Annotated in this window: 26 protein-coding genes; 2 read left to right on the top strand and 24 right to left on the bottom strand. The window is 28.2% G+C overall.

The window, feature by feature from the left end; genetic code table 11:
* Nucleotides 1-5: 5 nt before the first annotated feature.
* The 10 genes from fabG to Q0V24_RS10555 form a co-directional block, all read right to left on the bottom strand.
* The gene (gene fabG, locus Q0V24_RS10600) at nt 6-746 is read right to left on the bottom strand and encodes a 3-oxoacyl-[acyl-carrier-protein] reductase (RefSeq protein ID WP_297521270.1); all 741 of its coding nucleotides are present in this window, start codon (nt 744-746) and stop codon (nt 6-8) included.
* Nucleotides 746-1,693, bottom strand: a complete 948-nt coding sequence (gene fabD, locus Q0V24_RS10595) for an ACP S-malonyltransferase (RefSeq protein ID WP_297521268.1) — start codon at nt 1,691-1,693, stop codon at nt 746-748. The genes fabG and fabD overlap by 1 nt, the downstream gene beginning before the upstream one ends.
* A 55-nt stretch (nt 1,694-1,748) precedes the next feature.
* Nucleotides 1,749-1,967, bottom strand: a complete 219-nt coding sequence (gene acpP, locus Q0V24_RS10590) for an acyl carrier protein (RefSeq protein WP_297521266.1) — start codon at nt 1,965-1,967, stop codon at nt 1,749-1,751.
* A gap of 18 nt (nt 1,968-1,985) precedes the next feature.
* Nucleotides 1,986-2,957: a beta-ketoacyl-ACP synthase III gene (locus Q0V24_RS10585; RefSeq protein WP_297521264.1), complete on the bottom strand. Its 972-nt coding sequence runs from the start codon at nt 2,955-2,957 to the stop codon at nt 1,986-1,988.
* A gap of 11 nt (nt 2,958-2,968) precedes the next feature.
* On the bottom strand, nt 2,969-3,424 hold the full coding sequence (locus tag Q0V24_RS10580; protein ID WP_297521262.1) for a MarR family transcriptional regulator: 456 nt from the start codon (nt 3,422-3,424) through the stop codon (nt 2,969-2,971).
* Between the two features lie 251 nt (nt 3,425-3,675).
* Complete coding sequence (locus Q0V24_RS10575) at nt 3,676-4,170, bottom strand: dCMP deaminase family protein (RefSeq protein ID WP_366938303.1); 495 nt, start codon at nt 4,168-4,170, stop codon at nt 3,676-3,678.
* 176 nt (nt 4,171-4,346) lie between these two features.
* Nucleotides 4,347-5,315, bottom strand: coding sequence for an aromatic acid exporter family protein (locus tag Q0V24_RS10570; protein ID WP_297521260.1), 969 nt, complete (start codon nt 5,313-5,315; stop codon nt 4,347-4,349).
* A 72-nt stretch (nt 5,316-5,387) separates the two neighbouring features.
* Nucleotides 5,388-6,116, bottom strand: a complete 729-nt coding sequence (gene truA, locus Q0V24_RS10565) for a tRNA pseudouridine(38-40) synthase TruA (protein ID WP_297521258.1) — start codon at nt 6,114-6,116, stop codon at nt 5,388-5,390.
* Between the two features lie 84 nt (nt 6,117-6,200).
* Nucleotides 6,201-7,379 (bottom strand): coenzyme F420-0:L-glutamate ligase, encoded by a 1,179-nt coding sequence (locus Q0V24_RS10560; RefSeq protein WP_297521255.1) that lies wholly within the window; start codon nt 7,377-7,379, stop codon nt 6,201-6,203.
* 231 nt (nt 7,380-7,610) lie between these two features.
* Complete coding sequence (locus Q0V24_RS10555) at nt 7,611-8,240, bottom strand: carbohydrate-binding family 9-like protein (RefSeq protein WP_297521253.1); 630 nt, start codon at nt 8,238-8,240, stop codon at nt 7,611-7,613.
* Nucleotides 8,241-8,699: 459 nt separating this feature from the next.
* Between Q0V24_RS10555 and Q0V24_RS10550 the strand changes: the two genes are divergently transcribed.
* Entirely contained in the window at nt 8,700-8,942 is a 243-nt protein-coding gene (locus Q0V24_RS10550) for a hypothetical protein (protein WP_297521251.1), read from the top strand.
* Nucleotides 8,943-9,040: 98 nt separating this feature from the next.
* Nucleotides 9,041-9,619, top strand: a complete 579-nt coding sequence (locus Q0V24_RS10545) for a hypothetical protein (RefSeq protein WP_297521249.1) — start codon at nt 9,041-9,043, stop codon at nt 9,617-9,619.
* A 70-nt stretch (nt 9,620-9,689) separates the two neighbouring features.
* Here Q0V24_RS10545 and Q0V24_RS10540 read toward each other — a convergent pair whose 3' ends face one another.
* The 14 genes from Q0V24_RS10540 to Q0V24_RS10475 all read right to left on the bottom strand — a co-directional run bounded on the left by Q0V24_RS10540 (nt 9,690) and on the right by Q0V24_RS10475 (nt 25,292).
* Nucleotides 9,690-10,433: an MBL fold metallo-hydrolase gene (locus tag Q0V24_RS10540; protein WP_297521247.1), complete on the bottom strand. Its 744-nt coding sequence runs from the start codon at nt 10,431-10,433 to the stop codon at nt 9,690-9,692.
* A gap of 138 nt (nt 10,434-10,571) precedes the next feature.
* Entirely contained in the window at nt 10,572-11,816 is a 1,245-nt protein-coding gene (purD, locus tag Q0V24_RS10535; RefSeq protein ID WP_297521245.1) for a phosphoribosylamine--glycine ligase, read from the bottom strand.
* 60 nt (nt 11,817-11,876) lie between these two features.
* Nucleotides 11,877-13,376 carry a bifunctional phosphoribosylaminoimidazolecarboxamide formyltransferase/IMP cyclohydrolase gene (gene purH / locus Q0V24_RS10530; RefSeq protein ID WP_297521243.1) on the bottom strand — a complete coding sequence of 500 codons (1,500 nt, stop codon included), beginning with the start codon at nt 13,374-13,376 and terminating at the stop codon, nt 11,877-11,879.
* Nucleotides 13,377-13,392: 16 nt separating this feature from the next.
* Nucleotides 13,393-14,004 (bottom strand): phosphoribosylglycinamide formyltransferase, encoded by a 612-nt coding sequence (gene purN, locus Q0V24_RS10525; RefSeq protein ID WP_297521241.1) that lies wholly within the window; start codon nt 14,002-14,004, stop codon nt 13,393-13,395.
* Entirely contained in the window at nt 13,992-14,993 is a 1,002-nt protein-coding gene (purM, locus tag Q0V24_RS10520; RefSeq protein ID WP_297521239.1) for a phosphoribosylformylglycinamidine cyclo-ligase, read from the bottom strand. Before purM ends, purN begins: the two co-directional genes overlap by 13 nt.
* 28 nt (nt 14,994-15,021) lie before the next feature.
* Nucleotides 15,022-16,434 carry an amidophosphoribosyltransferase gene (gene purF, locus Q0V24_RS10515; RefSeq protein WP_297521237.1) on the bottom strand — a complete coding sequence of 471 codons (1,413 nt, stop codon included), beginning with the start codon at nt 16,432-16,434 and terminating at the stop codon, nt 15,022-15,024.
* Nucleotides 16,435-16,460: 26 nt separating this feature from the next.
* Nucleotides 16,461-17,168: a phosphoribosylaminoimidazolesuccinocarboxamide synthase gene (purC, locus tag Q0V24_RS10510; RefSeq protein WP_297521235.1), complete on the bottom strand. Its 708-nt coding sequence runs from the start codon at nt 17,166-17,168 to the stop codon at nt 16,461-16,463.
* Nucleotides 17,168-17,647, bottom strand: coding sequence for a 5-(carboxyamino)imidazole ribonucleotide mutase (gene purE / locus Q0V24_RS10505; protein ID WP_297521233.1), 480 nt, complete (start codon nt 17,645-17,647; stop codon nt 17,168-17,170). The genes purC and purE overlap by 1 nt, the downstream gene beginning before the upstream one ends.
* Nucleotides 17,648-17,712: 65 nt before the next feature.
* Nucleotides 17,713-21,441, bottom strand: coding sequence for a phosphoribosylformylglycinamidine synthase (locus Q0V24_RS10500; protein ID WP_297521230.1), 3,729 nt, complete (start codon nt 21,439-21,441; stop codon nt 17,713-17,715).
* A gap of 147 nt (nt 21,442-21,588) precedes the next feature.
* Nucleotides 21,589-22,635, bottom strand: a complete 1,047-nt coding sequence (locus tag Q0V24_RS10495) for an alanine racemase (RefSeq protein WP_297521228.1) — start codon at nt 22,633-22,635, stop codon at nt 21,589-21,591.
* 134 nt (nt 22,636-22,769) lie between these two features.
* A complete protein-coding gene (locus Q0V24_RS10490; RefSeq protein WP_297521226.1) occupies nt 22,770-23,729 on the bottom strand; it encodes an SPFH domain-containing protein in 960 nt (319 codons plus the stop codon).
* Between the two features lie 11 nt (nt 23,730-23,740).
* Nucleotides 23,741-24,166 carry an NfeD family protein gene (locus tag Q0V24_RS10485; protein WP_297521224.1) on the bottom strand — a complete coding sequence of 142 codons (426 nt, stop codon included), beginning with the start codon at nt 24,164-24,166 and terminating at the stop codon, nt 23,741-23,743.
* Between the two features lie 197 nt (nt 24,167-24,363).
* Nucleotides 24,364-24,801 (bottom strand): hypothetical protein, encoded by a 438-nt coding sequence (locus Q0V24_RS10480; protein WP_297521222.1) that lies wholly within the window; start codon nt 24,799-24,801, stop codon nt 24,364-24,366.
* A gap of 65 nt (nt 24,802-24,866) precedes the next feature.
* On the bottom strand, nt 24,867-25,292 hold the full coding sequence (locus tag Q0V24_RS10475; protein ID WP_297521220.1) for a YaaR family protein: 426 nt from the start codon (nt 25,290-25,292) through the stop codon (nt 24,867-24,869).
* Nucleotides 25,293-25,329 lie beyond the last annotated feature (37 nt).

Here is a 25,329-nt window from a genome sequence, read left to right as displayed (position 1 = left end):
ACTCCTTACATTACCATTCCGCCATCAACATTTATTACTTGACCTGTTATATAATTAGCATCATCTGAGGCTAAGAAACTAACAACACTTGCAACATCTTCGGCTTTCCCAATTTTTTTCAATGGCAAATTATTTTTAATAAAATCTTTATTTGCATCTGATAATTCTGATGTCATATCAGTCTGAATAAACCCTGGAGCAACTGCATTTACAGTAATTCCTCTACTGCCTAATTCTTTTGCTAATGATTTTGTTATTCCAAGTATTCCAGCTTTAGATGCTGCATAATTAACTTGACCTGCATTACCTATTAAGCCAATAACAGAAGAAATGTTTATTATTTTCCCACTTTTTTGTCTTAACATCACAATAGCAGCTTCTTTAGAGCAATTAAATGTTCCTTTTAAATTAACATCTATAACAGAAGAAAAATCTTCTTCTGTCATTCTCATAACTAAACCATCTTTAGTTATACCAGCATTATTAACTAAAATATCTACACTACCAAATTCTTTTTTACATTGAGTTATTATTTCTTTTGCATATTCAGGAGTACTAACATCACCTTTTACTAATAATACTTTTACATTTAGTAATTCTAGCTCAGTTTTTACTTTTAAAGCTTCATTATCTGAATTTCTATACCCAATTACTATATTAGCGCCTTTTTTAGCAAGATTTAAAGCAATAGCTTTTCCTATCCCACGAGTTGCACCTGTTATTATTATATTTTTATTTTTTAGCATTAAGTAATTACCTCCAATTCTTTTAATTTCTCAATTGTTTTATAAAAACTTTCAATAGTATCAATATTAAGAATAGTTGCTGTTTTATCTATTTTTTTTACAAATCCACTTAAAACTTTCCCTGGACCTATTTCTACAAATATATCTACACCTAAGCTTTGCATATATTTTATATTATCTACAAATAAAACTGATTTTTGTACTTGGTCTTTAAGAATAATTTTTACATCATCATCTTTTGTATAACAATCACCTTTTAAATTAGATAAAACTATACCATTAGGTTTATTAATTTCAATATCTTTTAATTCCTCATATAAGTTATTAGCAGCAGCTTCTAACATAGATGAATGAAATGGCGCTGAAACATTTAATTTAATTGCTCTACCACCACGTTCTTGTATAAGCTCACTAGCTTTATCTAATATTTTTAAATCACCAGATATCACAATTTGGCTTGGTGAGTTATAGTTAGCTATTTCAACAATTCCATCTTTCGAACATATTGAAATTATTTCTTCAATATCTTTTTTTTCTAATTTCAAGACTGCAACCATTCCACCTATTCCAGGTTTAACTGCATCTTGCATAAATTGACCTCTTTTTTTCACTAACTTTACAGCATCTTCAAAACTAATCATCCCATCATTTATAAGTGCAGAATACTCTCCAAGACTTAACCCACAACTTATATCTGTTTTAATATTAAATTTTTTTAGTGCTTCTAGTATAGCCATATTTGTAGCAATAATACTAGGTTGTGTAAATTCTGTTTTATTTAACTTTCCATCTTTATCATAAAAACAAATATCAGATAAATTAAATCCTAATTCAGAATCAGCTATTTCATATATTTTTTTGCATTCTTCAAAAGATTCATAAAAATCTTTTCCCATACCTATATACTGTGACCCCTGTCCTGCAAATAAAAAAGCTATCTTTTTCATATAAACCTCCTAGTTTTAAGTAAAATTATAGAGGCTATAAATAGCCTCCTAATAATTATTTAGATGCACTTTCAACATAATCAATAGCATCTTTAACAGTCTTAATTTTAGTAGGATCTTCAAGTTTAACATCAAACTCATCTTCAATATCCATTATAACTTCAAATAAATCCAATGAGTCAGCCCCTAAATCTTCAAATGTTGTTTCAAGAGTAACCTTTTCCTCTTCAATTTCTAATTTCTCACATATTATTGTTCTAATTTTTTCAAACATCTTTATTCCTCCGTTTTTTTAATATTCTAGTAGTACAGAACCCCAAGTAAGTCCACCACCAAATCCAACTAATACTATCTTGTCACCTTTTTTTATCTTTTCAAGCTCGATAGCTTCAGCTAGAGCTATTGGTATACTAGCACCTGATGTATTTCCATACTTATCTAAATTTATAATGAACTTAGATATATCAATTTTTAATTTTTTACTTACATGTTCTATAATTCTATAATTTGCTTGATGAGGTATAATATAGTCTATTTCATCAAGTGAAACACCTGCGTTATTTAAAACTTTACGAATAGAATCTTCCATTATCCTAGTTGCAAATTTAAAAACTTCTCCACCATTCATAGTTATGTAAGGATTAATGCTTTTGCATTCATTTATAAATGGATTTATCATTGCTAAATTTTGTGCAACAAGTGAAGCACCTTTTGAACCATCTGAACCTGTAATTATAGACTGAATACCTCTTTCTTGTGTTCTTGTAAGAACTGCTGCACCAGCACCATCTCCAAATAGTACACAAGTTGCTCTATCATTCCAATCAAGAATTTTAGATAAAGTTTCAGCACCGATTATTAAAATATTTTTATAAGAGCCATTTTTAATTAAACAATTTGCAATCTCCATAGCATACATAAATCCTGTACATGCTGCATTTATATCAATTGCTGATGCATTTCTTGCTCCTATTTTATCTTGAACCATACTCGCAGTAGATGGTGTATAGTTATCAGGTGTAATTGTTGCGACTATTATATAGTCAATATCTTCTGAATTAATATTAGCCATATCTAAGGCTACCCTAGCTGCTTTAGCTGCTAAATCTGAAGTGTTTTCTCCTGTTGAAATTCTTCGTTCATGGATACCAGTTCTAGACTTTATCCATTCATCACTAGTATCAACTACTTTTTTTAAATCTTCATTTGAAACAACATTGCTTGGAGTATATGCCCCAACCCCTATTATTTTAGAATTAAACATACTAATTCTCCTTAATTTTCATCACTTAAGCACTGAACTTTAAAAAAGCTTATCATATTATTTAATGCTTTTCCCAAAGCTAATGCTTCGTCTTCAGTTAATGATCCAACTGTTGCCTTTATCATCTCTCTATGAAATCTCTCATGTAATCTATGAGCTACCTTCCCTTTTCTAGTAAGTTCTACAAGAACAACTCTTCTATCACTTTCTATTCTTTTTCTTGAAACATACTCTTTTTTTATAAGTTTATTTATAGCTGTTGTTAATGTTCCAACTGTTATATTTAAATCATGGGCTATCTCAGACATAGTTCTAGAACCTTTATAGCCTATAGCCTCAAGTGTATGCATTTCTGTAACTGATAAATCTGATAAGACACCAGCTTTCAAAGTTTTTTGTTCTATTAGTAGTATGTCATTAAACACCTCTACAAATAATGAATTTAGTATTTCTTCGCTTTTAATCAATAAAGTCATCTCCTTATGAATAGTTATTACTTATTATATAATAGCAATATTATAAGGATTTTTAAATAGACTAATATATATTTTGATTATCAAATTATTTACTTTGATAATCAAAATATACTACAAACAAAATATATTGTCAATATATTTAAAAAATTATTTAAAATAACATTTTACTATTAAGTATTACCTAATTAAAAATTTTTATACAAAAAAAGTAGGAATAGTAATTAACTATTCCTACTTTTTGTTTATACATCTTTAGGATCAAATGATATGTTTAGATTTTTAAGTTCTGTATTTAATTGATAATATTTTAAATTAGCAGTATCAAACATCCTCTTAGAAGCCCTTACAATATCTGTATCTTTATATTTATCTGATAAATATATAACTTCTGATATACCAGATTGTATTATAGCCTTAGCACATTCGTTACAAGGGAACAAAGTAGCATATAGCCTACATCCCTTTAACTCTTTTCCAATACTATTTAAAATTGCATTTAACTCTGCGTGGCATGTATATGCATATTTTGTATTTAAAAAATCTCCTTCATTTTCCCATGGAAAATCTGAATCAGAGCATCCAATTGGGAATCCATTATAACCAATTCCTATTATTTTATTATCTGCATCTACAATACAAGAGCCAACTTGTGTATTAGGGTCCTTGCTTCTTTTAGAACTTATTAAAGCTATTCCCATAAAGTATTCATTCCATGATATATATTCTGTTCTTTTCATAACTATTTCTTACCTCCTTAATATACTCTTTAGTTTATTTTAAACGAATATTTATAATAAATAAACAAAAACACTTTTAATAAAAATTAAAAATATTTTTGTTTATAGCTATTTATTTTTTATATACCTAAAAATTTTCCAAGCGGTAAGAATTCTTTGTAAAAAAAGCAACTTTTTTAAAAGTTACTCTTTTTATTTTTCTGAACAAATTCTCTTTTTATATTTAAAAAGTCTTCTAAATCATTTAAAAATTGGATTAATTGAGCTCTATTTTCAAATTCTTCTCTACTTTTAGGTAAATCCATTTTTTTAAAAGTTAATTTTAATATATCTAATTCTTCTAATAAATCTATACAATTATTATATTCATGCATATCTTCAGATATTTTCTTTGTATAATTAGATATTAAAACAGTTTGCTCAAATGACATATAAAATTTTTCAAAATGTCTTCTCATTTTTTTTATAATATTAAATTGATTTCTTCTCATAGTTATATAATCTAAAAAATATGTATTAGTTTTTAATAGCTTATTATTTACAATATCATAAGCTACTCGCTCACTATTTATTAAACGTTTATCTAAATCATAAAATAAATTTTCTTCATGCAATTCTACAGTATTAGTCAGTAAATTTTTACTCATATCTAATATGATAGTTTTAAAACTATTTTCTATGTATAGCTTGTCCTCTGTGTATTCATTATAGAATGATGGCATAAATAAATTAGCTATAAATGCTACACCTATTCCTATAACCATTATAGCAAATTCATTTAATAATAAATTATAAGTAATATTATCTGCAACTAATATATGATTTGAAAGAACTACAGCAGCTATCATACCTTCCTCAACTTTTAATTTATTAGTTATCGGAATAAATATTAGTATAAATAATCCAAATATCAAAAAATTATTTCCTATAAATTTATATATTATTGCTGAAAGTAAAATTCCTATTGAACATGCTATTAGCCTATTAATTCCGACTTTAAAAGATTTTTTTCGTGTACTTTGAATACTTAAAATAGAAATAACTGCCGCCACCGTTCCATATTTTATCCCTATTAATTGACATAAAATCAATGAAATAGTTGCTGATATTGCCATTTTAAATGTTAAATTATATATATATTTCATTTTGCCCCCTAACTTTAATACTTATATAATAATAAAAAAAGAGAAGTTAAAAAATATAACTTCTCTCCTATTTTAATACTCTGTATTACAAAGGTATAATCCTTTTGCAACAGCTCTTTCACCAGCTTGCTCTCTATCACCAGATTCTAAAGCATCTAATATACTTTGATTAGTTCTTTGGTGCATTCCACACTCTACTAATGTACCAACTATTATTCTAATCATATTTAAAAGGAAACTATTTCCATTTATTTTAATAGTAATCATATTATTATCTTGTTCTATATCAATTGAATTTATTGTTCTTGTGATATTTTTATTTTTAGCCTTATTAGTAAATGCTTTGAAATCATGAGTTCCTATGAATAATTCACTTGCTGATTTCATTTTTTCAATATTTAAGTTTTCTTTTATATTCCAAGCATATCTTTTTTCAAATACATTTCCGTATTTAGAATTATCAATTTTGTAAATATAAGTTTTTGACTTAGCATTATATCTTGCATGGAATCTATAACTAACTTCAGTAACTTCTTTAACTATAATATCATCTGGTAAGTATTGCTCTAAATAACTATGTACTTTTTTAACATCCATATCTTTTGCTTTAAAACTCGCAACATAGTTTATTGCATGAACCCCTGAATCTGTTCTACTACAACCAATTACTTGAACTTCTTCATCAAATAATTTTTCTAGCACCGCTTCTATTTTCCCTTGTATAGTTTGTGTTCCTGTTTTTTGTTTCTGCCATCCTAAGTATCTAGTTCCATCAAATTGTAATAATAATTTATAATTCATAGTAAAAACTCCTTTTTCTTTCCAAAAATTAAGAAACTATCTTATTAAAAGATAGTTTCTTAGTACATTATACATTATATTCTCTTATTTTGTAGCGTAATTATCAAAGTATCCCTGTATTAATATTATAGGAGTACCTTTATCACCACTCCCGCTCATTAAGTCACATAAACTTCCAAGTAAATCAGTTATTTGTCTAGGTGTTGTTCCTAAAGCATCATTTCCAATTTCACTTTGATCTTTTTTAGAGTTAATTTTTTCAATTATTTGCTCTTCTCTTGAAATACCTTCTACTAAAGTATTATCAGCAATATATTTGATTTTAATTTCGTTAGGAGTACCAACAAGTCCTGCTGTAAATCCTGGTGAAACTACTGGATCTGCAAGTTCCCAAATTTTCCCTACTGGATCTTTGAAAGCTCCATCTCCATAAACCATAACTTCTATATTTTTATTTGTTTTTTCTTTTAATATAGTTTGAATATCATAAACTAATTCTTTAGAATCTCTTGGGAATAATTTTATTGAATCATCTGTCGCCATATTTGAACCTAGTAAACCATATTCTGAATTATATCCACTACCGTTTACTGAAGCATTTGCAATACCATCTAATGTAAGTACCTTAGCACCAGCTTTTTCTAATATCCTTTCAGTTCTAAATCTTTCATGTATATTACATACTATAGCTTCATTTGTATATTTAAGTACAACTCTTGGATCATTTGTTAAGTAAACCTCAATCATATCTTCTCCAACAACTTCTTTATACATTTGAACGTAATCTATTCCTGTGAATGGGTGAATAACATTCTCCCCAAATATTCTTCTATAATCTGCTTCTGTTAAATGATCTGTATATGGGTTAACACCAGCTTCATCCATTACATCTAAGTTCATTAAGTGGTTTCCAACTTCATCTGATGGATAGTTTAAGAATAACTTAATTTTCTTTCCTGTTAATGCAATAGCTTTTAATATTGGTGCAAATCTATTTCTACTTAAAATTGGGAATACAACTGCAATACTATCTCCCTCAAATTTGCTATTAATATCTTGAGCGATATCTGTTAATTTAATATAGTTTCCTTGTGCTCTAGCAACTAGTGATTCTGTTACACCAACTACAGCGCCATCTCTTAATTCTATATTTTCATTTTCTACTGCTTTTAAAAGTGAGTCAACTACAATCTCCTTAAGATTATCTCCTTCCTTTACGATAGGTGCTCTTACTCCGATTGCTACTGTTCCAATTGTTCTCATTTATAACTCCCCCTCAGTATTACACTGATTTTTAAATTTCAAACACATCATTCGTGTTTGTTTCTTCTACAATTAAGATTATATATCACACGCAAGTTCATTTCAACTTTTTTTAAAAAATAAAATAAAATATCCACAATAATACATACGCATAATCTATAAAATGAAATTATAATTCGTAATAGTAGCTAACTATCTCTTATAGTATCTACATATTTAGATTTATTATACTTATTTAATAGTAACTTCATTAAAAAATTCTGGTCTATGGAATGATGGTTTATGGTAATCTATCATAAATAAACAACCATAATGAGATGCTAGTGTTTTATCACCACATTTATAAATATTACATTTAAAGCTAGTTAAATTATTTCTATTAAATTTAGGATAATAGTTTTCTATTAATTCAAAAGGCACTATATAATCTAAATTCCAAGGTTTAAAATCATCAAATTCATTAACATTTTTTTCTGTTACATCTGAATGTATATTTAATGATTTTATATCATCTGCTGTTAAAAATTCTCTATCTATAGCATTAGGTCCTATTTGTGATAAACCAGTGCCTAGTGCATTAATTTCAATATTTATATAATCATTACTATTTTTAAAGTCAGGATTCAAAAATAACTCAACGCAACTATCTTGATAAACTCTAGAATGCAATATTTTATTAGTGATAATAACTTTTTTTTCTGTACCTATAAATCTAACAAGCATTCCTTTATTAGTTATAGCCATCTGTATGAAAGTATCTGGCATATATCCAGTTGAATCCCATGGATAATTTCCTATTTTAACTTTCTCAACATTATCCCAATTAAAATTTTCTTCATTATATTTTTTTATAAACTCCATAAATCTTATTCCCCCAATAACTTAATAATTAGATATTCTTTCCAGTTAATATTATAAAATAAAATAGAATGGAAAACCATAATTAAAAATTTCTAAATTCAAAAGATAGAAGCTTTTGAATTTTTAGTATATAATCTATAATGATTTTAAAAAGGTATGGAACAAGCGAAAATGAAAGCCAAAATCAGAGCGTAAGGGCTGAGATAATTATAGGGTAAAACCTTGTTGGTGCTTATTTGTAGATGATTAACAATACTAAAAACAAAATAAATAATTGAAAGGAGAGACTACTTAGTATAAAATATCTAACGTAAAATGGATGTTTATATATGTACCGATGGCGAGTCGGGAGTTTATGACTGTGGAGCACTGAGTAGCTTTGGCAAAATGAGGTGCTAGGAAGCAGTAATTTTCTTGATATAGACACTTTTGTCTATATTTTAAGTAGCAGATTTTATTATGAGTAATTGTTCTTGTAAAGATTTAAATAATAATGGAAAAAAAATAATAGATTTAGTCAGAAGTAAAGGATTTGAGAATAAAGCACCAATGGGTGATTTAACTATAACTTGTTCTTGTGGCGAAATTTTTAAAATGGAAACTTTAGTTTGTAAGTGTCCTAAATGTTCTATGACTTTTGGAGTTACACCTTGTAGTTCAAAAGATATTATTAATGTAGAAAGTTCTGAAATTAATTATTAAACCAAATTAATATTATGTCACCACTTATATTTTTTTTCATAGTATATATTATAAATCAGAAATAATAAGAAATCTAAGGAAGAAATAAGGAGCATAATATGTATTGTAACAATTGTGAAAAAAGTAAGAGTAATTTTAAAAATAATAGAAATGGTTCTATGTATATAGATCCAAGAAATAATAGCGGTCAAAACAATCAATGTAGTTCTAATGGAAATGGTCAAGGTAATACTAATGGAAACGGTCAAGGTAATTTTAATAATGGAAATGCCAATGGTCAAGGTGGTATTAACAACGGTCAAGGAAATGCTAACGGTCAATCTTCAACAAAAGATAAATATATGAGAAATGATAACTACTATAACACATCAAAAGATTTTGAAACAAATAACCATTATGTTAGAAATAATCATCATACTAACACTAATAATCATTATGTTAAAGATTTTTACTATGTAAATGATTTTTATTATAATAAAGATGTTTTCCATTATGATAGAGAAGTAATTGAAAAATCTTATGATTGTGGTTCAGAATCAGTAGTGGTTCCAAATAATGGATGTAGCAAGCCAATTCCTTGCATGAGCGATAATTATGAAGAATGCTCAAAATGTGATTTTTATGGTTCATTCAAATGTAAAGATAACTGTGATTGTGATTGCGACTGTAATTATTAATAAATTACTAGTTCCTTAAATTAATCTTACTAAAAAAAGGTATGCAAGTGCATACCTTTTTTTAGTTAAGTTAATTTTTATTTCCCGCTAAAAATGCTAATATCAACTCTTTATCATAAGAGTCAATTTCTAAATTTAACTTTTCTTTAACTTTTTTTTCTGCTTCTTCAAAAGAGACTAAATCCTTAGTAGATTTTGCAATAGTAATCATTTTATTTGAATATGATAAAAATTCATCATAATTAAATACCATACTATGAGCTGGAATATAAGAGCTTGCTTCATAACATTGTAATTCTTTTAATAATGGAATCATTAATTCATTTGTATAACAAAGATTTTTATGTTTTTTATTTGAATATAATGCATCACCTAGAAACACAATTTTTTCACTTGGGATATAAATAATTGAACAATCTCTAGTATGATCACTTGGTATTCTCTCAAGTTCAACAACAATACCACCTAAATCTATTTTTAAAAATTCATCATATATAATATCTGATATAAAAATATTATTATCTACATATGATTTATTTTTCAATTTTTCATTAGTCATGCCGTTCACTATATTAATTAATCCACTACTTACTGCTCCTGCAACATGATTTTCGTGTGAGTGAGTTAATGCTAAATATTTTAATGGTGGTATATCCATCTTTTCTACATATCTTTTAAATTCATTAAAATGCTCCTTAGAACTCCCACCATCTATAACTAAACATGAATTATTACCAATAACTAATCCTATAACAGGTCTTTGAGTATTTTCATAATCCATATAATAAACTCTTTCTGTAACTTTTTTCAACATTTTTATACCCCTTTCAAACTCCAAGAATAAAATATCATTACTTATCATTCTACAATATAAATTTAATTTTTGTAAGTTTTTTCTTTAAAAGATAAAATTACCTTTATATCCTTATTTTACAGAGTATAAATAAAAAAATTACTTTCCAATATCACTTCTATTATATTTATTTTTAAAATCAACAAATTTTACTTTTTTATAAGCACTAATAATAGCTTCATCTAAAGACTCTCCAGTAGCTACAATTGATAATACTCGTCCACCACTTGTAAAAAGCTTGCCATCTTTTTCTTTTGTACCTGCAAAATATATATTTTCTAATAAATTATTTTCTATTTTAATTTCATAATCAATTATAAATGAGCTAGGGTAACCTCCTGAAGCTAAAACTACATTACAACAACTTTTTTCACTCCATTTTAAATTAAAATCTTTTAAAGACTTATTCATAGCAGAATTTAAAAGTTCTAACAGATCTGATTCCATAAGTTCTAAAATAGATTGAGTCTCAGGGTCTCCCATTCTAACATTATATTCAAGAAGATATGTTCCTTTTTTAGTAATCATTATGCCAAAGAAAATAATTCCTGTAAAATCAAAATTTTCTTTTTGAATTCCATAAAGAGTTGGTAGCATAATATCTTCTATAAACTCTTTTTCAACATTTTTAGTAACATATGGATTAGGAGCAATTACACCCATTCCACCAGTATTAGGACCTTTTCCGCCATCATATATTTGTTTATGGTCTTTAGCACTTACAAAAGGTAAAATTGTTTCACCATCTGTTATTGATAATATAGAAGCTTCTACACCATCTAAAAATTCTTCTACAACAATTTTACTTCCGGCCCCTTTAAATATATCATCTAACATAATTTCTTTTATTGCCAATCTAGCATCTTCTAAAGTTTCACAGATATAAACACCTTTTCCAGCAGCTAAACCATCAGCTTTTATTACTAAAGGATATTCTTCTTTTTCTAAATAAATTAAAGCTTTTTTTGCATCATCAAAAACTTCATATCTCGCAGTTTTGATGCTATATTTTTTCATAAAATCTTTTGAAAAACTTTTACTTCCCTCAAGCATAGCACCAGCTTTATCTGGCCCAAAGATACTTAATCCATTTTCTTTAAATATATCAACAATACCATCAATAAGCGGTACTTCTGGACCTACAAAAGTTAAATAAATATTATTTTCTTTTGCAAATTTCAATAAATCATCAATCTTAGAAAGATTTATATTTTCACATTTACTTTCAATTTTAGTCCCACCATTACCAGGTGCACAAAATATTTTTTCAACTTGATTGTTTTTAGCTAACTTTCTAGCTATTGCATGTTCACGACCACCTGAGCCTATTAATAATAATTTCATTTTCAAAATCCCCCTAAAATAATAAGGATGTCTATTAATAGGCATCCTTATTTATATTAATTAATGTTTAAAGTGTCTTATACCTGTCATTACCATAGTCATATCATTCTCATTACAAGCTTCTATAGAATCTTTATCCCTCATAGAACCACCTGGTTGTATAATTGCTTTAATTCCATATTTATTAGCTTCTTTTACTGTATCATCAAATGGGAAGAAAGCATCTGAAGCCATAACTGTAGCACCTTCTCCACGCTCTAAAGCTTGGCAGGCTGCCCATATTCTATTAACCTCACCACCACTTATTCCAATTGCCATTTTATTTTTAGCAACTACAATAGCATTTGATTTAACATACTTAACAACTTTCATAGCAAAAATCATATCTTCAAGTTCTTCTGCTGTTGCTTCTCTATTAGTCATAGTTTTCAGTTCATCAATAAATTTATTATTTTCTTCTTGTGCTAAAATTCCGCCATCTACAGAAACTAAGAATTTTTTAGCACATGGCCTATTTTTAAACTTAATAACTCTTAAATTCTTTTTAGCTCTTAAAACTTCTAATGCATCATCATCATACTCTGGTGCACCTATAACTTCTAAGAAAGTTTTACTCATTTCAAGTGCAGTTTCTTTTGTAACTTTTGTATTAAAAGCTACTATGCCACCAAAGATTGAAATATTATCACAATCATAAGCTTTTTTATAAGCCTCAAAATCATTTTCACCAATAGCAACCCCGCAAGGTGTATTATGCTTTAAACCACAACATGTAACTTCATCAAATTCTGAAACAACTTTATATGCAATATCAACATCTTTTAAATTATTATATGATAATTCTTTACCATTTAAGATTTCAAAAGTATTCATAGCTCCATCAAACTCAGTTGCACCATAATAAGCAGCAGTTTGATGTGGATTCTCTCCATATCTTAAATCTTGCATTTTCTTATATGATATTGAAAGGTACTCTGGGTACTCACTTTCTTCAAAAAGGAAATTAGCAATTGCACCATCATATGCACTCATTAAATTAAATACTTTTGCTGCCATTTTCTTTTTAAATTCAAATGTTATATTAGTATTTGAATACATTTCTATAAAATCACTATAATCAGTTGTACTACTTAAAACAACTACATCTTTAAAATTTTTAGCAGCAGATCTAAGCATTGTAGGTCCACCAATATCAATAAACTCAACTTTTTCTTCAAACTCTAAATCTTCTTTAACTTTCTCAAAGAAAGGATATAAATTAACCACAACTAAATCAATAGTTCCTATCTTTCTATCTTTTAAAGTTTCCATGTGCTCTTGATTATCTCTAATAGCAAGTATTCCACCATGTATTATAGGATGTAATGTCTTAACTCTTCCATCTAACATCTCATCACTTGCAGTTATTTCACTTATTTCTTTTACATCAAACCCATTAGTTTTTAAGTAATTATAAGTTCCACCTGATGAAATTATTTCAACATTTTTTTTAGCTAAGCTACTAGCTAATTCTAAAATACCTGTCTTATCATAAACACTTATCAAAGCTCTTTTTATCATTGTTGATCCCCCTAAATTATAATGAAATTTTAACTTTATTATTAATTATTTCTAATTTATTCTCACTAATTAACTTTAAAACACTCGGAAGTGCTATATGTTCTTTCTTTAATATCCTTTTTTGCAATATTTCTGGTGTATCAGTTTCTAAAACTTCAACAATCTCTTGTTTTATTATTGCACCACCATCAACCTCTTCATTTACAAAATGAACTGTACATCCTGAAAATTTAACACCTTTATCTATTGCAGCCTTATGTACTTTCATACCATACATCCCAGCACCACAAAAGCTTGGTATTAATGATGGGTGAATATTTATAATTCTATTTTTAAATTTTCTAATAAGATTATTACTTATTATAGATAAAAATCCTGCTAGAACAATATAATCTACATTTCCATCTAAAATCTCTAAAATTTTATCACTAAGATTTGATTTATAAACTTTTCTATCTAAAATTCTTGTATTAAAACCTTTTTGCTTTGCAATTTCAATACCTTTAGCATCCCTATCACTAATTACTGTTATAACCTCTACATTGCTAAGGAATTTAGAGTCTATACTATTTAGTATAGACTCCATATTACTTCCACCACCAGAGATTAGTATTGCTATTTTAAGCAAATACCCTCACCTCCAGAAGTTATAAAGCCAAGTTCTACAGGGTCTTCTCCATTTAATTTTAATACTTCTAATACTTTTGAAGTATCTTCTTTAGCGATACATATTACATATCCAATTCCCATATTAAATGTATTATACATATGAGATTTTTCTACGCCTTTGCTAATGATTGTATTAAAAATACTTGGAAGTTCATAAGAATCTGTATTTACTACTGCTGTTAAGCCCTCTTTATTGAACATTCTTGGAATATTCTCAATAAATCCACCACCTGTAATATGTGCCATTCCTTTTATATCTACGCTTTTCATAAGCTCTAATACTGGTTTTATATAAATTCTTGTTGGCTCTATTAAAGTTTTCCAAACCTCTTCACCATTAAAATCTTCATTTAAATCTGTAAATATTTTTCTTACTAATGAGAATCCATTAGAATGTATTCCAGAAGATTTTAAACCAATTAAAACATTACCTTCTTCTATCTTACTACCATCAATTACATTTTCTTTGTCTACAACACCAACTGCAAAACCAGCCATATCATATTCACCTTCTTGATAGAAACCAGGCATTTCAGCTGTTTCTCCACCAACTAAAGAACATTCACTCATTAGACATCCATCTGATATTCCTTTTACAAGCTCTGAAGAAACATCTGCCTCAAGTTTTCCACAAGCAATATAATCTAAGAAAAATAATGGCTTTGCTCCATGACATAAAATATCATTAACACACATAGCAACACAATCTATTCCAACAGTATCATATTTTTTTGTTTTAAAAGCAATTTCAAGTTTAGTTCCAACTCCATCTGTTCCAGATACTAAAACTGGTCTTTTATACCCTTCTGGTATCTCAACAAAAGCACCAAAACTTCCAAGCCCACTTAAAACATGCTCACTTAAAGTTCTCTTTGCATAATCTTTTATTAAAGATACTGATCTATAACCTTCTTCTATATTAACTCCTGCGTCTTTATATGTTATCATATTAAAAACTCCCCCTTAACATTAAATTCTAGTCTAAATAATCTCCACTCTCTTCAGTTGGTGTTGAAACTGGGTAAACTCCACTTAAACAACCAAGGCAATAACCTTTACCCTCACACCCACTAGATAAACTCTCTAAAAGATTATCGATTGTTAAGTAATCTAATGAATCAACACCTATAATATCTTTTATTTCTTCCATAGAATTATTAGCACCTATTAAATCTTTTCTATATGGAGTATCAATTCCAAAGTAACAAGGATATTTAACCATTGGAGATGCTATTTTAAAGTGAACTTCTTTAGCTCCAGCTCTTCTTAAAGATTCAACTAAGTGTCTTGAAGTGGTACCTCTTACAATAGAATCATCTATTAATATAACTCTTTTACCTTCAACATTAACTTTTAAAGGATTTAACTTAACTGAAACAGCTCTTTCCCTTAATGCTTGATTTGGAGCTATAAAAGTTCTTCCAATATATTTGTTTTTTACAAATCCAATATCATATGGAATTCCAGAAGCTTTTGAATAGCCAATAGCTGAAGATAAACCTGAATCAGGAACTCCTATAACAACATCAGCATCTATTGGATTTTGCTTATAAAGCATTGCCCCAGCATTTACTCTAGCAGTATGGACATTCACTCCATCCATTGTACTATCTGGTCTTGCAAAATAAATATATTCAAATGCACAAGTTTCACATTGTGTTTTTTCAGAATAAATTATACTCTCAAGTCCTGATGCTGTAATAACAACAATTTCTCCTGGTAAAACATCTCTCACAAAATCTGCTCCGATAGCATCAAGAGCACAACTCTCTGACGATAAAATATAATCATCCTCTAATTTACCAATACAAAGAGGTCTTATTCCATGTGGATCTCTTATTCCGATAAGTTGATCTTTTGTAGACATAACTACAGCAAAAGATCCCCTAACTGCTTGAACAGCACTATAAACTGATTTAACCATTCCTCTTTTAGCACTTCTAGCTATAAGACTCATTAAAACTTCAACATCAGTATCTGTATGGAATACATATCCTGAATCTTCAAGTAAACTTTTTATAATATCAGAATTTACTAAACTTCCGTTGTTTGCAATTGCAATACTACCTAATTTAGTTGAACTAACTAATGGCTGTGCATTTTCTATTTTAGGCTCTGTTTCTGCTGAATATTTTACATGTCCTACTGAGATATGCCCTTTCATTTTATCTAAATCTTTTAATTGAAAAGCATCTGTTAAAAGTCCTAAATCTTTGTGTATAGCTATCTCTTCCCCATTAGATATTGCTATCCCAGCACTTTGTTGTCCTCTGTGTTGTAACGCATATAATGCGTAGTAAGCATATTTAGCTACATCAGCACCATTCTTTGCAAACATTCCAAAAACTCCACACTCATCTTTTAATTTATCATTTATAACATCGTACATAATTAATACCCCTCTTTATATAATAATTATTTGCTTATTCTATTTAAAATTTCTACATAGGCATCTTTAACATTTCCCATATCTCTTCTAAATCTATCTTTATCTAGCTTTTCATTTGTTTCTGCATCCCAGAATCTACATGTATCTGGAGAAATTTCATCAGCTAACACTACATCACCATTTATATCTCTACCAAATTCAATTTTAAAATCTATTAATTTAACATTTTGCTTTATAAAGAATGCTTTTAAAAGCTCATTTATTTTCTTTGTCATATCATATATAACATCAAGCTCTTCAAAAGTTGTAGCACCAATCCCTACAGCATGATAATCATTTATTAAAGGATCTCCTAGTGCATCATCTTTATATGATAATTCTAAAACAGTTGTTTTAAGAGCAAATCCTTCTTCAAGTCCAAGTCTTTTAGCCATACTTCCTGCAGCAACATTTCTAACTATTACTTCTAAAGGAATAATTTCAACCTTTTCACATAATTGTTCTCTCTCATTTAACTTTTCTATAAAGTGAGTTCTAATTCCATTTTCTTTTAACATTTCAAATATAACTGATGTTATTGCATTATTTAAGATACCTTTATCACCAATTTGAGATTTTTTTTCTCCATTAAATGCTGTTGCGTCATCTTTATAATAAACAACTACTTTTTGTGCATCATCAGTTTCAAAAATCCTTTTTGCTTTTCCCTCATATAACATTTCTCTTTTTTCCATTATAAATCCACCCCTTGTCCATTTTCTTCAATAAATTTCTTTTTCATTTCTACTCTAAATGAGTTTAAATTTTCTTTTATATCATCATATTTGATTGATAGCATTTGAACTGCAAGCATTCCAGCATTATAACTATTATTTATACCAACTGTCGCAACTGGTATTGATTTTGGCATCTGAACTATTGCATAAAGAGCATCAAGTCCACCTATCGCACCATTTATAGGAACTCCTATAACCGGCATAATAGTTTGAGATGCTATAACTCCTGGCAGATGAGCTGCAAGCCCAGCCCCTGCAATAACAACTTCACACCCTTGTGATTCACACTCTTTCAATGTTTCTACAAGTTTTTCTGGAACTCTATGAGCTGATAAAACATATGCCTTATACTCTATTCCAAATTCTTTTAATGCATTAGCTGCACCTCTCATAATTTCTGTATCTGATTTACTACCAAAAAATATTGCTACTTTCAAAAAACTCTCCCCCTAATGTTTTAATGAAATAGAGAGAATTTTAAATACTCTCTATTTAGTTAATTTTATTTAAAGTAATTTACTCCTGCCTCAAAAATTCTTTGATCAAATTCACCAATAATATTTTTATAAAGATTCTCACCAACTCTTTCTGAATGTCCCATTTTACCAAGCACTCTTCCATCAAAACTAGTTATACCCTCTATTGCCATTACTGAACCATTCGGATTATATGGCATATTAGGTGTAGCATTTCCATTTAAATCTACATACTGAGTTGCAACTTGTCCACTTTCTAAAAGTTTATTTAAAACTTCAGAAGTTGCATAGAATCTCCCCTCACCATGTGATATTGCAACATTGTGATTATCATTTACACTCACATTTGCAAACCAAGGTGATTTATTTGAACATATTCTAGTTTTCACTATAGAACTCATATGTCTACCAATGTTGTTATAAGTTAAAGTTGGCATACTCTCATCTATATCTACAATTTTTCCATAAGGTACAAGTCCAAGTTTTATTAATGCTTGGAAGCCATTACAGATACCTAGAACTAAACCATCTCTATTTTCTAATAAATCTGTTACAGCATCTTTAATTTTTTCATTTCTGAATACTGTTGCTATAAATTTAGCTGAACCATCTGGCTCATCTCCAGCTGAAAAACCACCCGGAATCATTATTATTTGTGATTTTTTAATCTCAGACTCTAATCTATCTAAAGACTCTTCTAAAACTAACGCATTTAAATTTCTAAATACAACTTCACAAACTTCTGCTCCTGCTTTTTCAAAAGCTTTTCTACTATCATACTCACAGTTTGTACCTGGGAATACTGGAATTAAAACTCTTGGCTTTTCAATTTTAAATTTAAATTTTTTAATATCCGTAGCCTCATAAGTTATATTTTCAACTACTTCATTTTTATCAGATGTTTTTATTTTAAATACACCCTCTAAAGTTTCTTTTAGCATATTAATTACAGTTTCGATTTCAAAGCTCTCACTATTAAAGATAATATTTTGATTTGAAGTTGTTTGACCAATTTGGGCATAGTTTATATTTTCAAGCTGACTAAAATCAAAATCATTTGAAACTTCTAAAACTATAGACCCATAATTTGCTTCAAATAATATATCATTATTAATACTATTAATTATTGCACCAATTTTATTACCAATAGCCATTTTAGAAATTGCTTCTACTAATCCACCATTCTTTACTGATGTCATAGCTAATATTTTATTTTCTTTATTTAAACTATAAACTTTATTTAAGTTATTCTTAAATCCATTTATATCTAATAGTTCATCATTATTTCTATTTGTTTTGATAAGTAATATTTTTGAATCTGAATTTTTAAATTCAGGAGATGTAATAAACTTGCTCTCCTCAGTTGTTACAGCAAAAGAAACTAAAGTTGGAGGAACATCCATTTCACCAAAACTACCTGACATAGAATCTTTACCACCAATAGCTGGAAGGTTAAGTTCTTTTTGAATATTAAAAGCTCCTATAAGTGCAGCAAAAGGCTTGCCCCATCTATCAGGGTTAGTCCCAAGTTTTTCAAAATACTCTTGAAGTGTTAATCTTATATTTCTATAATCTCCACCCATAGTTACAATTTTTGTTACAGATTCTACAATACTGTAATATGCTCCATGGAAAGGACTCCAACTAGAAATATATGGATTAATTCCAGATGCCATTAATGAACATGTATTTGTAGAAGCATTTAAAACTGGTATTTTACAAGCCATTCCTTCTGATGGTGTTAATTGATATTTTCCACCAAATGGCATTAATACTGTTCCAGTACCTATAGTGGAATCAAATCTTTCTACAAGACCTTTTTGTAACCCTATATTTAAGTTTTTCAATGTTGAAATTATTTCTTCTTTAAGATCAGTAACTTTTTTTGTAGCAAAATAATTTTCATCCTTACTTGGACTAACTACATTTACAGTCATATATTGTTTTGCACCATTAGTATTTAAAAATTCTCTTTTTAAACTAACTATCTGCTTTTCATTCCAGTACATTCTCATATAGCCTGTATTAGTTACCTTAGCTACTATTGTCGCCTCTAAGTTTTCATCATTTGACATTGCTATAAATTTCTTAGCATCTTCTTTTCTTACTACTACAGCCATTCTTTCTTGTGATTCTGATATTGCAAGCTCTGTACCATCAAGACCAGCATATTTTTTAGGTACTAAGTCAAGATTAATATCTAATGAATCACAAAGTTCACCTATTGCAACCGAAACTCCACCAGCTCCAAAATCATTACATCTTTTAATAAGCTTTGTTATATTTTTATTTCTAAATAATCTTTGTATTTTTCTTTCAGTAGGAGGATTACCTTTTTGAACCTCAGCCCCACACTCTTCTATAGAATCTACATTGTGTTCTTTTGAAGAACCAGTAGCACCACCGCAGCCATCTCTTCCAGTTTTTCCACCAAGTAATATTATTAAATCTCCTTCTTTTGGAGTTTCCCTAACAACATTTTCTTTTGGAGCAGCACCTAAGACAGCACCAACTTCCATTCTCTTAGCCATATAGCCTTGATGATAAACTTCTCTTACCTCACCAGTTGCAAGTCCTATTTGATTTCCGTAAGAGCTATAACCATGAGCAGCTCCAAGAGTTATTGTTCTTTGTGGTAATTTACCTTCAATAGTATCATTTATTGATACTGTTGGGTTTGCACTCCCCGTTATTCTCATAGCTTGATATACATAAGTTCGTCCTGATAAAGGATCTCTTATTGCACCACCAAGACAAGTTGCAGCACCACCAAAAGGCTCAATTTCTGTTGGATGATTATGTGTTTCATTTTTGAACATCAATAAATAATCTTCCATACCATTTTCAGTTTCTATTTTCACATTTATTGAACAGGCATTTATTTCTTCAGATAAATCTAAATCAGCAAGTGTGCCTCTTTTCCTCATTTCTTTCATAGATATAACTGCAATATCCATAAGTGTTATATCTTTTTTTCTTTTTCCATAAACATATTCTCTACTTTCTGAATAACTCTTTATCGCAGTATTTATAACCTTTGAATAAGGACCTTCCTCAACCTCGATTTTAGTTATACTAGTTTCAAAAGTTGTATGTCTACAATGATCTGACCAATAAGTATCAATTACCTTAATTTCTGTAATACTTGGCTCTCTCTCTTCTGATTTAAAATAATTTTGAACTAATAATAAATCTTCTATACTCATTGCTAATGAGTTATTTTTATGAAATTCTGTTATTCCCTCTTTTGTATAACTTAAGAAATTATTTAATATCTCAATTTCTTTTGGTGTAGAATATGAATCATCAATAGATGTACTTAAAGAATCAACCTCTCTTGAATCTACTGTATTTATATAATATTTTTTTATAGCATTTATTTCTTTATCACTTAAATCTCCACTTAAAATTACTATCCTAGCATTTTTCACATCAACTTTTTTACCCTTATTTAAAATAGCAAAACATTCACTTGCAGCATCAGCTCTTTGGTCATATTGTCCTGGTAAATATTCAACTGCAAAACAAATATCATCTTTTTTTAAAGGGAATTTATCTACATATAAATTGTCTACCGGCGGTTCCTGTATTATTTCCTCTATACGTTCTATCAAATCACCACTAACCAAATATTTATTTAAAAGTCTTACATCTTTTAGGCTTTCAATTGCTAAATTTTCTTTAAAATCTTGCAAAAGACTTTTAGCTTCCACATCAAATCCGGCTTTCTTTTCTACAAAAAACATCCCTACCATAATTACCCCCAATTACGAACTTTAAATTAATTATAATGATTATTATTCGTGTTATGAGTATATATTACCATTATATTCCTTTACAGTCAAACGTTTTTTTAAAAAATAAAGCTCATAATTCGTTTTTTCGAATTATGAGCTTTATTTTTATTCTAAAATATATTTTTTTTCTACTAAACTATTAGAAATAATAGGTGACATCTCTAACTTAAATTTTGAATCTTTATTATAATTTTCAAAATCTATAATAGTAACATTCATATTAGGCTTTCCTAATACTTGAACTGCATTCTTTTCTTGATAAATTATAGGTCTTTCTTTAAATGATCTGATAAAGGCTCTTACAACATCATATACAATATTTTTATGTATTTCTCTTGTAACACCAAGACCTTGAACATTCCCAACTGGCAGGATACCTACAGTCATATCTTTATTAGCTTTATACTTTGCTCCATAGCCTACAGTTTCACCATTCTTTATTTCATAAACAGAAACTGCCTTAGCATAATAATCAAAAACTTTTTGCATACCTTTTCCAGCACCAATGTAACCATAAAGAATATTCCCTGCTCTAACAGCAGTAGTAAAACTAGCTGCCTCTCTAAGTTTATCATTTATAATTCCACTTGATGCAAGACAATGTATTAATGGTATTTCACCATTATATTTCTCTGTTGCATTCTTAAATACTGCTATCTGTCTTAAAGTGTATTCCTCATCAGCAGCCTTGTGTAAATGAGTATATAAACCTTCTATCTTAACATTAGTATAGTTTGTCTTTATATACTTTATAAACTCATCAAGTTCAACTGGCTTAATTCCCATTCTATTCATACCAGTATCTAAATAAATATGTACTCTATACTCTTCATCTTTTGAGATTGAATTTAAAATTTCTTTATTATCAATACTTAATATTAAATTTTTTCTATTATGAGAAAAACATGTTTCCTGACAAAGGGGTGATAATATAAGTACATCAGTTTCATATGATACCTTATTAGCCTCTTCAATATCTGCAACTGCTATTATATCAACTTTATCTTCAATAAAGTTTGCTATATCAGCTAGTCCTAAACCATAAGCATCACCTTTTATTACACCTATAAGTGATTTCTCTTTTGTTAATTTTTTAATTTTTTCTATATTGTTTTCTAATCGATTTAAATAAACTTCGCACCAAAAATTCATAGTCAAAACCTCTCCAAATACTTTTTTTCTTAATGTTTAATAATATTATAACATAATAAAAAAAAGTTATCATCAACTAGACTTTATATAACAAATAAGCACATGATTATTTAGTATAACCATGTGCTTATGAATTATTTGATTTCTTTTGAATCTGTTGATCCTTTTAATATATCAGCAATTGCCGCTATACTACCAAGTGAAGATAATGTTTCATTTGGTAAGATAAGTTTGTTAGCTGGACCACTAGCCATTTCTTTAAGTGCTTCAACTTGTTTTAAAGCTATTACAACTTCATTTGTTCCTGATTCTATAATCGCTGTATTTACAAGTTCAATAGCTTTAGATTCTGCAAAAGCAATAGCTTCAATAGCTTTTGCCTTACCTTCAGCTTCTAATAATTGAGATTCTTTCAAACCTTCAGCACGTCTAATATTAGCCTCTTTATCTGCTTCCGCTCTTAAAATCTTAGAAGTTTTTTCTCCTTCAGCCTTAGCTATTTCACTCATTTTCATACCTTCAGCTTGTAATATGTGAGCTCTTTTATCTCTTTCAGCTTTCATTTGTTTTTCCATAGCCTCTTGAATTTCTCTTGGTGGCATTATATTTTTTATCTCAACTGATAAAATTTTAATCCCATATGCATCTGTTACTTGATCTATTATCTCAAGTAACTCACAGTTTATTTTATCTCTTCCTGATAAAACTTCATCAAGAGACATATTACCAACTATATTTCTCATATTTGTAATAGTTGAGTATATTATAGCTGATTTATAATCTTCTATATTATAAACGGCATCCTTTGGACTTAAAACCTTATAGAAAATAACATTATCTATTTGAATATTTACGTTATCTTTTGTTATAACAGTTTGAGGTTGTATGTCCAAAATTTGTTGTTTAGTTGAAATTTTTCTTCTTACAAAATCAGCAAATGGAATAGTCATATGCCAACCTGGCTCTAACACCTTATAAAACTGCCCAAATCTTTCTAAAATATATACATATCCTGTATTAACTACTTTTATTGATGATAAAATTGCTATTAATACAATAATTATCACTACCGCAAGTACTATTAAACCTTCCATAATTATCACTCCTATATTTTATTTTTTTTAATTAATAATTTATTTCCAGATATCCCTGTAATCTCAGCAGTATCACCTTTTTTTATAGATTCATCTTCTGTATTTTTAAATGTCCAGTAAATACCTTCAAATTTCATTAGAATTTCTGTTGTAATATCTTTATCTAATATAACAGTTTGTCCTATATAATTTGCTTCCATAACTTTTGTTCCTAAATTTTCTTTTTTTATTTTCTTTTTTATAATTGGGTAAATTGCAAAAATAAACAATGCTCCAACTACTCCAAACGTTATAATTTGAATTGGTATAGAAATTTCAAAAACACTAAGAATAAGGGCTAAAATAGCACCAACTCCAAATCCGGCAAATATAAAATCTGATGTTGCAAAATCAAGTATAACAGCTATAATTATCACAAAAAGCCATATCCACTCCATATAAATCCTCCTTTATTTTAAGTTATTTAAATTCTATTCCTAAAATATTACATTGTCAATACTTTTACTATAAAAAGAGTTTTTTTTTATTATAATATAAGTTTTATAATAACCTTTATTATATACATATATTATATCTATATTATTTTCACGCATAAAATGCTACAAAAAAAGAAGTGTTTAGCAAACACTCCCCCCTACTCTTTTTCTGCTTTAACTTTATAATGTCCTCTTGGAATATTATAAAAGACATATTTCCCCTGTTCATCACACTTACATTCATTTACTTTTATATAAGTACCTTCACTTACTTCATATAAAAGGTTTATTTTTAAACTTTCACCCTTAAAGTCATCTAGAATATAACCAAAAATCTTATTAGACATGAATCTAAGGTTAAAAGATAAAAAAGAACATTTTTCATAAAATTTAACCTTGAACTTTCTTCCTTTATACTCATTAGCTGTTACCGTTATAATATATTCTCCATGTTCTAATTTAAGAGTAGTAATTCCACATAAGTTAGTATTTATAGTTGTTTTGAAATCTTTATTTACAATTCTTATCCTTGCATTATAAATGGGCACTCCAAATTCATTACTTATGCATAATACTAACGTCCCTTGTTTTAACATAAAATTCTCACCCTATATAGTACTATAAATAATACTATGATTTCACCGAATAAAAAAATGACGAGTTATCTATATATATCTACAATCATCCCTTGAATTTCATCTATTGTAGCTGCAACAGATATATTTTCCTTTTCATCTGCTAAAAGAATTTGTGTAAGTTCTTCTAATTTCTCATCAATAGTATCAACCGTTATAAAATATTGTGTTTGCCAAAAACTAGTATTATTCTTTATCTTATACATATCTTCTAAGACTTCAGTTAAATATTCTTTTATAAGCCTTTTATAAGCTCTAACATCGGCATAACATTTGGTTAAAACTAATTTATTCCCCTTGTTTTTTATATTATCAATCATTTTTTTTAGTTGCTCATCTGATTTACGATCTTTAGCATCATTAAAACTTTGAGAAAAATCTTTTTTTGTTTGAATTTTTTTTTCCTTATTAATTTGTGCTCTATTATTTCTAGCTATATTATTAATTTCCATATTTACCTCCAAAAAGCAACTTTATATCATCAATTAT

This window comes from uncultured Clostridium sp., from assembly GCF_947039605.1.
Lineage (GTDB): Bacteria > Bacillota > Clostridia > Clostridiales > Clostridiaceae > Sarcina.
This window is presented reverse-complemented; position numbering and strand designations above follow the sequence as displayed.

What these genes read in the sequence shown, in the direction of transcription:
- Q0V24_RS10500 (WP_297521230.1), bottom strand. Translation starts at nt 21,441, where the DNA reads ATGGTAGGGATGTTTTTTGTAGAAAAGAAAGCCGGATTTGATGTGGAA.
- Q0V24_RS10540 (WP_297521247.1), bottom strand. Translation starts at nt 10,433, where the DNA reads ATGTTGAAAAAAGTTACAGAAAGAGTTTATTATATGGATTATGAAAAT.
- truA (WP_297521258.1), bottom strand. Translation starts at nt 6,116, where the DNA reads ATGAATTATAAATTATTATTACAATTTGATGGAACTAGATACTTAGGA.
- purC (WP_297521235.1), bottom strand. Translation starts at nt 17,168, where the DNA reads ATGGAAAAAAGAGAAATGTTATATGAGGGAAAAGCAAAAAGGATTTTT.
- Q0V24_RS10550 (WP_297521251.1), top strand. Translation starts at nt 8,700, where the DNA reads ATGAGTAATTGTTCTTGTAAAGATTTAAATAATAATGGAAAAAAAATA.
- fabD (WP_297521268.1), bottom strand. Translation starts at nt 1,693, where the DNA reads ATGAAAAAGATAGCTTTTTTATTTGCAGGACAGGGGTCACAGTATATA.
- Q0V24_RS10480 (WP_297521222.1), bottom strand. Translation starts at nt 24,801, where the DNA reads ATGTTAAAACAAGGGACGTTAGTATTATGCATAAGTAATGAATTTGGA.
- Q0V24_RS10545 (WP_297521249.1), top strand. Translation starts at nt 9,041, where the DNA reads ATGTATTGTAACAATTGTGAAAAAAGTAAGAGTAATTTTAAAAATAAT.
- purH (WP_297521243.1), bottom strand. Translation starts at nt 13,376, where the DNA reads ATGATAAAAAGAGCTTTGATAAGTGTTTATGATAAGACAGGTATTTTA.
- Q0V24_RS10575 (WP_366938303.1), bottom strand. Translation starts at nt 4,170, where the DNA reads ATGAAAAGAACAGAATATATATCATGGAATGAATACTTTATGGGAATA.
- fabG (WP_297521270.1), bottom strand. Translation starts at nt 746, where the DNA reads ATGCTAAAAAATAAAAATATAATAATAACAGGTGCAACTCGTGGGATA.
- Q0V24_RS10560 (WP_297521255.1), bottom strand. Translation starts at nt 7,379, where the DNA reads ATGAGAACAATTGGAACAGTAGCAATCGGAGTAAGAGCACCTATCGTA.
- purF (WP_297521237.1), bottom strand. Translation starts at nt 16,434, where the DNA reads ATGTACGATGTTATAAATGATAAATTAAAAGATGAGTGTGGAGTTTTT.
- Q0V24_RS10485 (WP_297521224.1), bottom strand. Translation starts at nt 24,166, where the DNA reads ATGGAGTGGATATGGCTTTTTGTGATAATTATAGCTGTTATACTTGAT.
- Q0V24_RS10585 (WP_297521264.1), bottom strand. Translation starts at nt 2,957, where the DNA reads ATGTTTAATTCTAAAATAATAGGGGTTGGGGCATATACTCCAAGCAAT.
- acpP (WP_297521266.1), bottom strand. Translation starts at nt 1,967, where the DNA reads ATGTTTGAAAAAATTAGAACAATAATATGTGAGAAATTAGAAATTGAA.
- Q0V24_RS10570 (WP_297521260.1), bottom strand. Translation starts at nt 5,315, where the DNA reads ATGAAATATATATATAATTTAACATTTAAAATGGCAATATCAGCAACT.
- Q0V24_RS10495 (WP_297521228.1), bottom strand. Translation starts at nt 22,635, where the DNA reads ATGAATTTTTGGTGCGAAGTTTATTTAAATCGATTAGAAAACAATATA.
- Q0V24_RS10490 (WP_297521226.1), bottom strand. Translation starts at nt 23,729, where the DNA reads ATGGAAGGTTTAATAGTACTTGCGGTAGTGATAATTATTGTATTAATA.
- Q0V24_RS10475 (WP_297521220.1), bottom strand. Translation starts at nt 25,292, where the DNA reads ATGGAAATTAATAATATAGCTAGAAATAATAGAGCACAAATTAATAAG.
- Q0V24_RS10555 (WP_297521253.1), bottom strand. Translation starts at nt 8,240, where the DNA reads ATGGAGTTTATAAAAAAATATAATGAAGAAAATTTTAATTGGGATAAT.
- purD (WP_297521245.1), bottom strand. Translation starts at nt 11,816, where the DNA reads ATGAAATTATTATTAATAGGCTCAGGTGGTCGTGAACATGCAATAGCT.
- purM (WP_297521239.1), bottom strand. Translation starts at nt 14,993, where the DNA reads ATGATAACATATAAAGACGCAGGAGTTAATATAGAAGAAGGTTATAGA.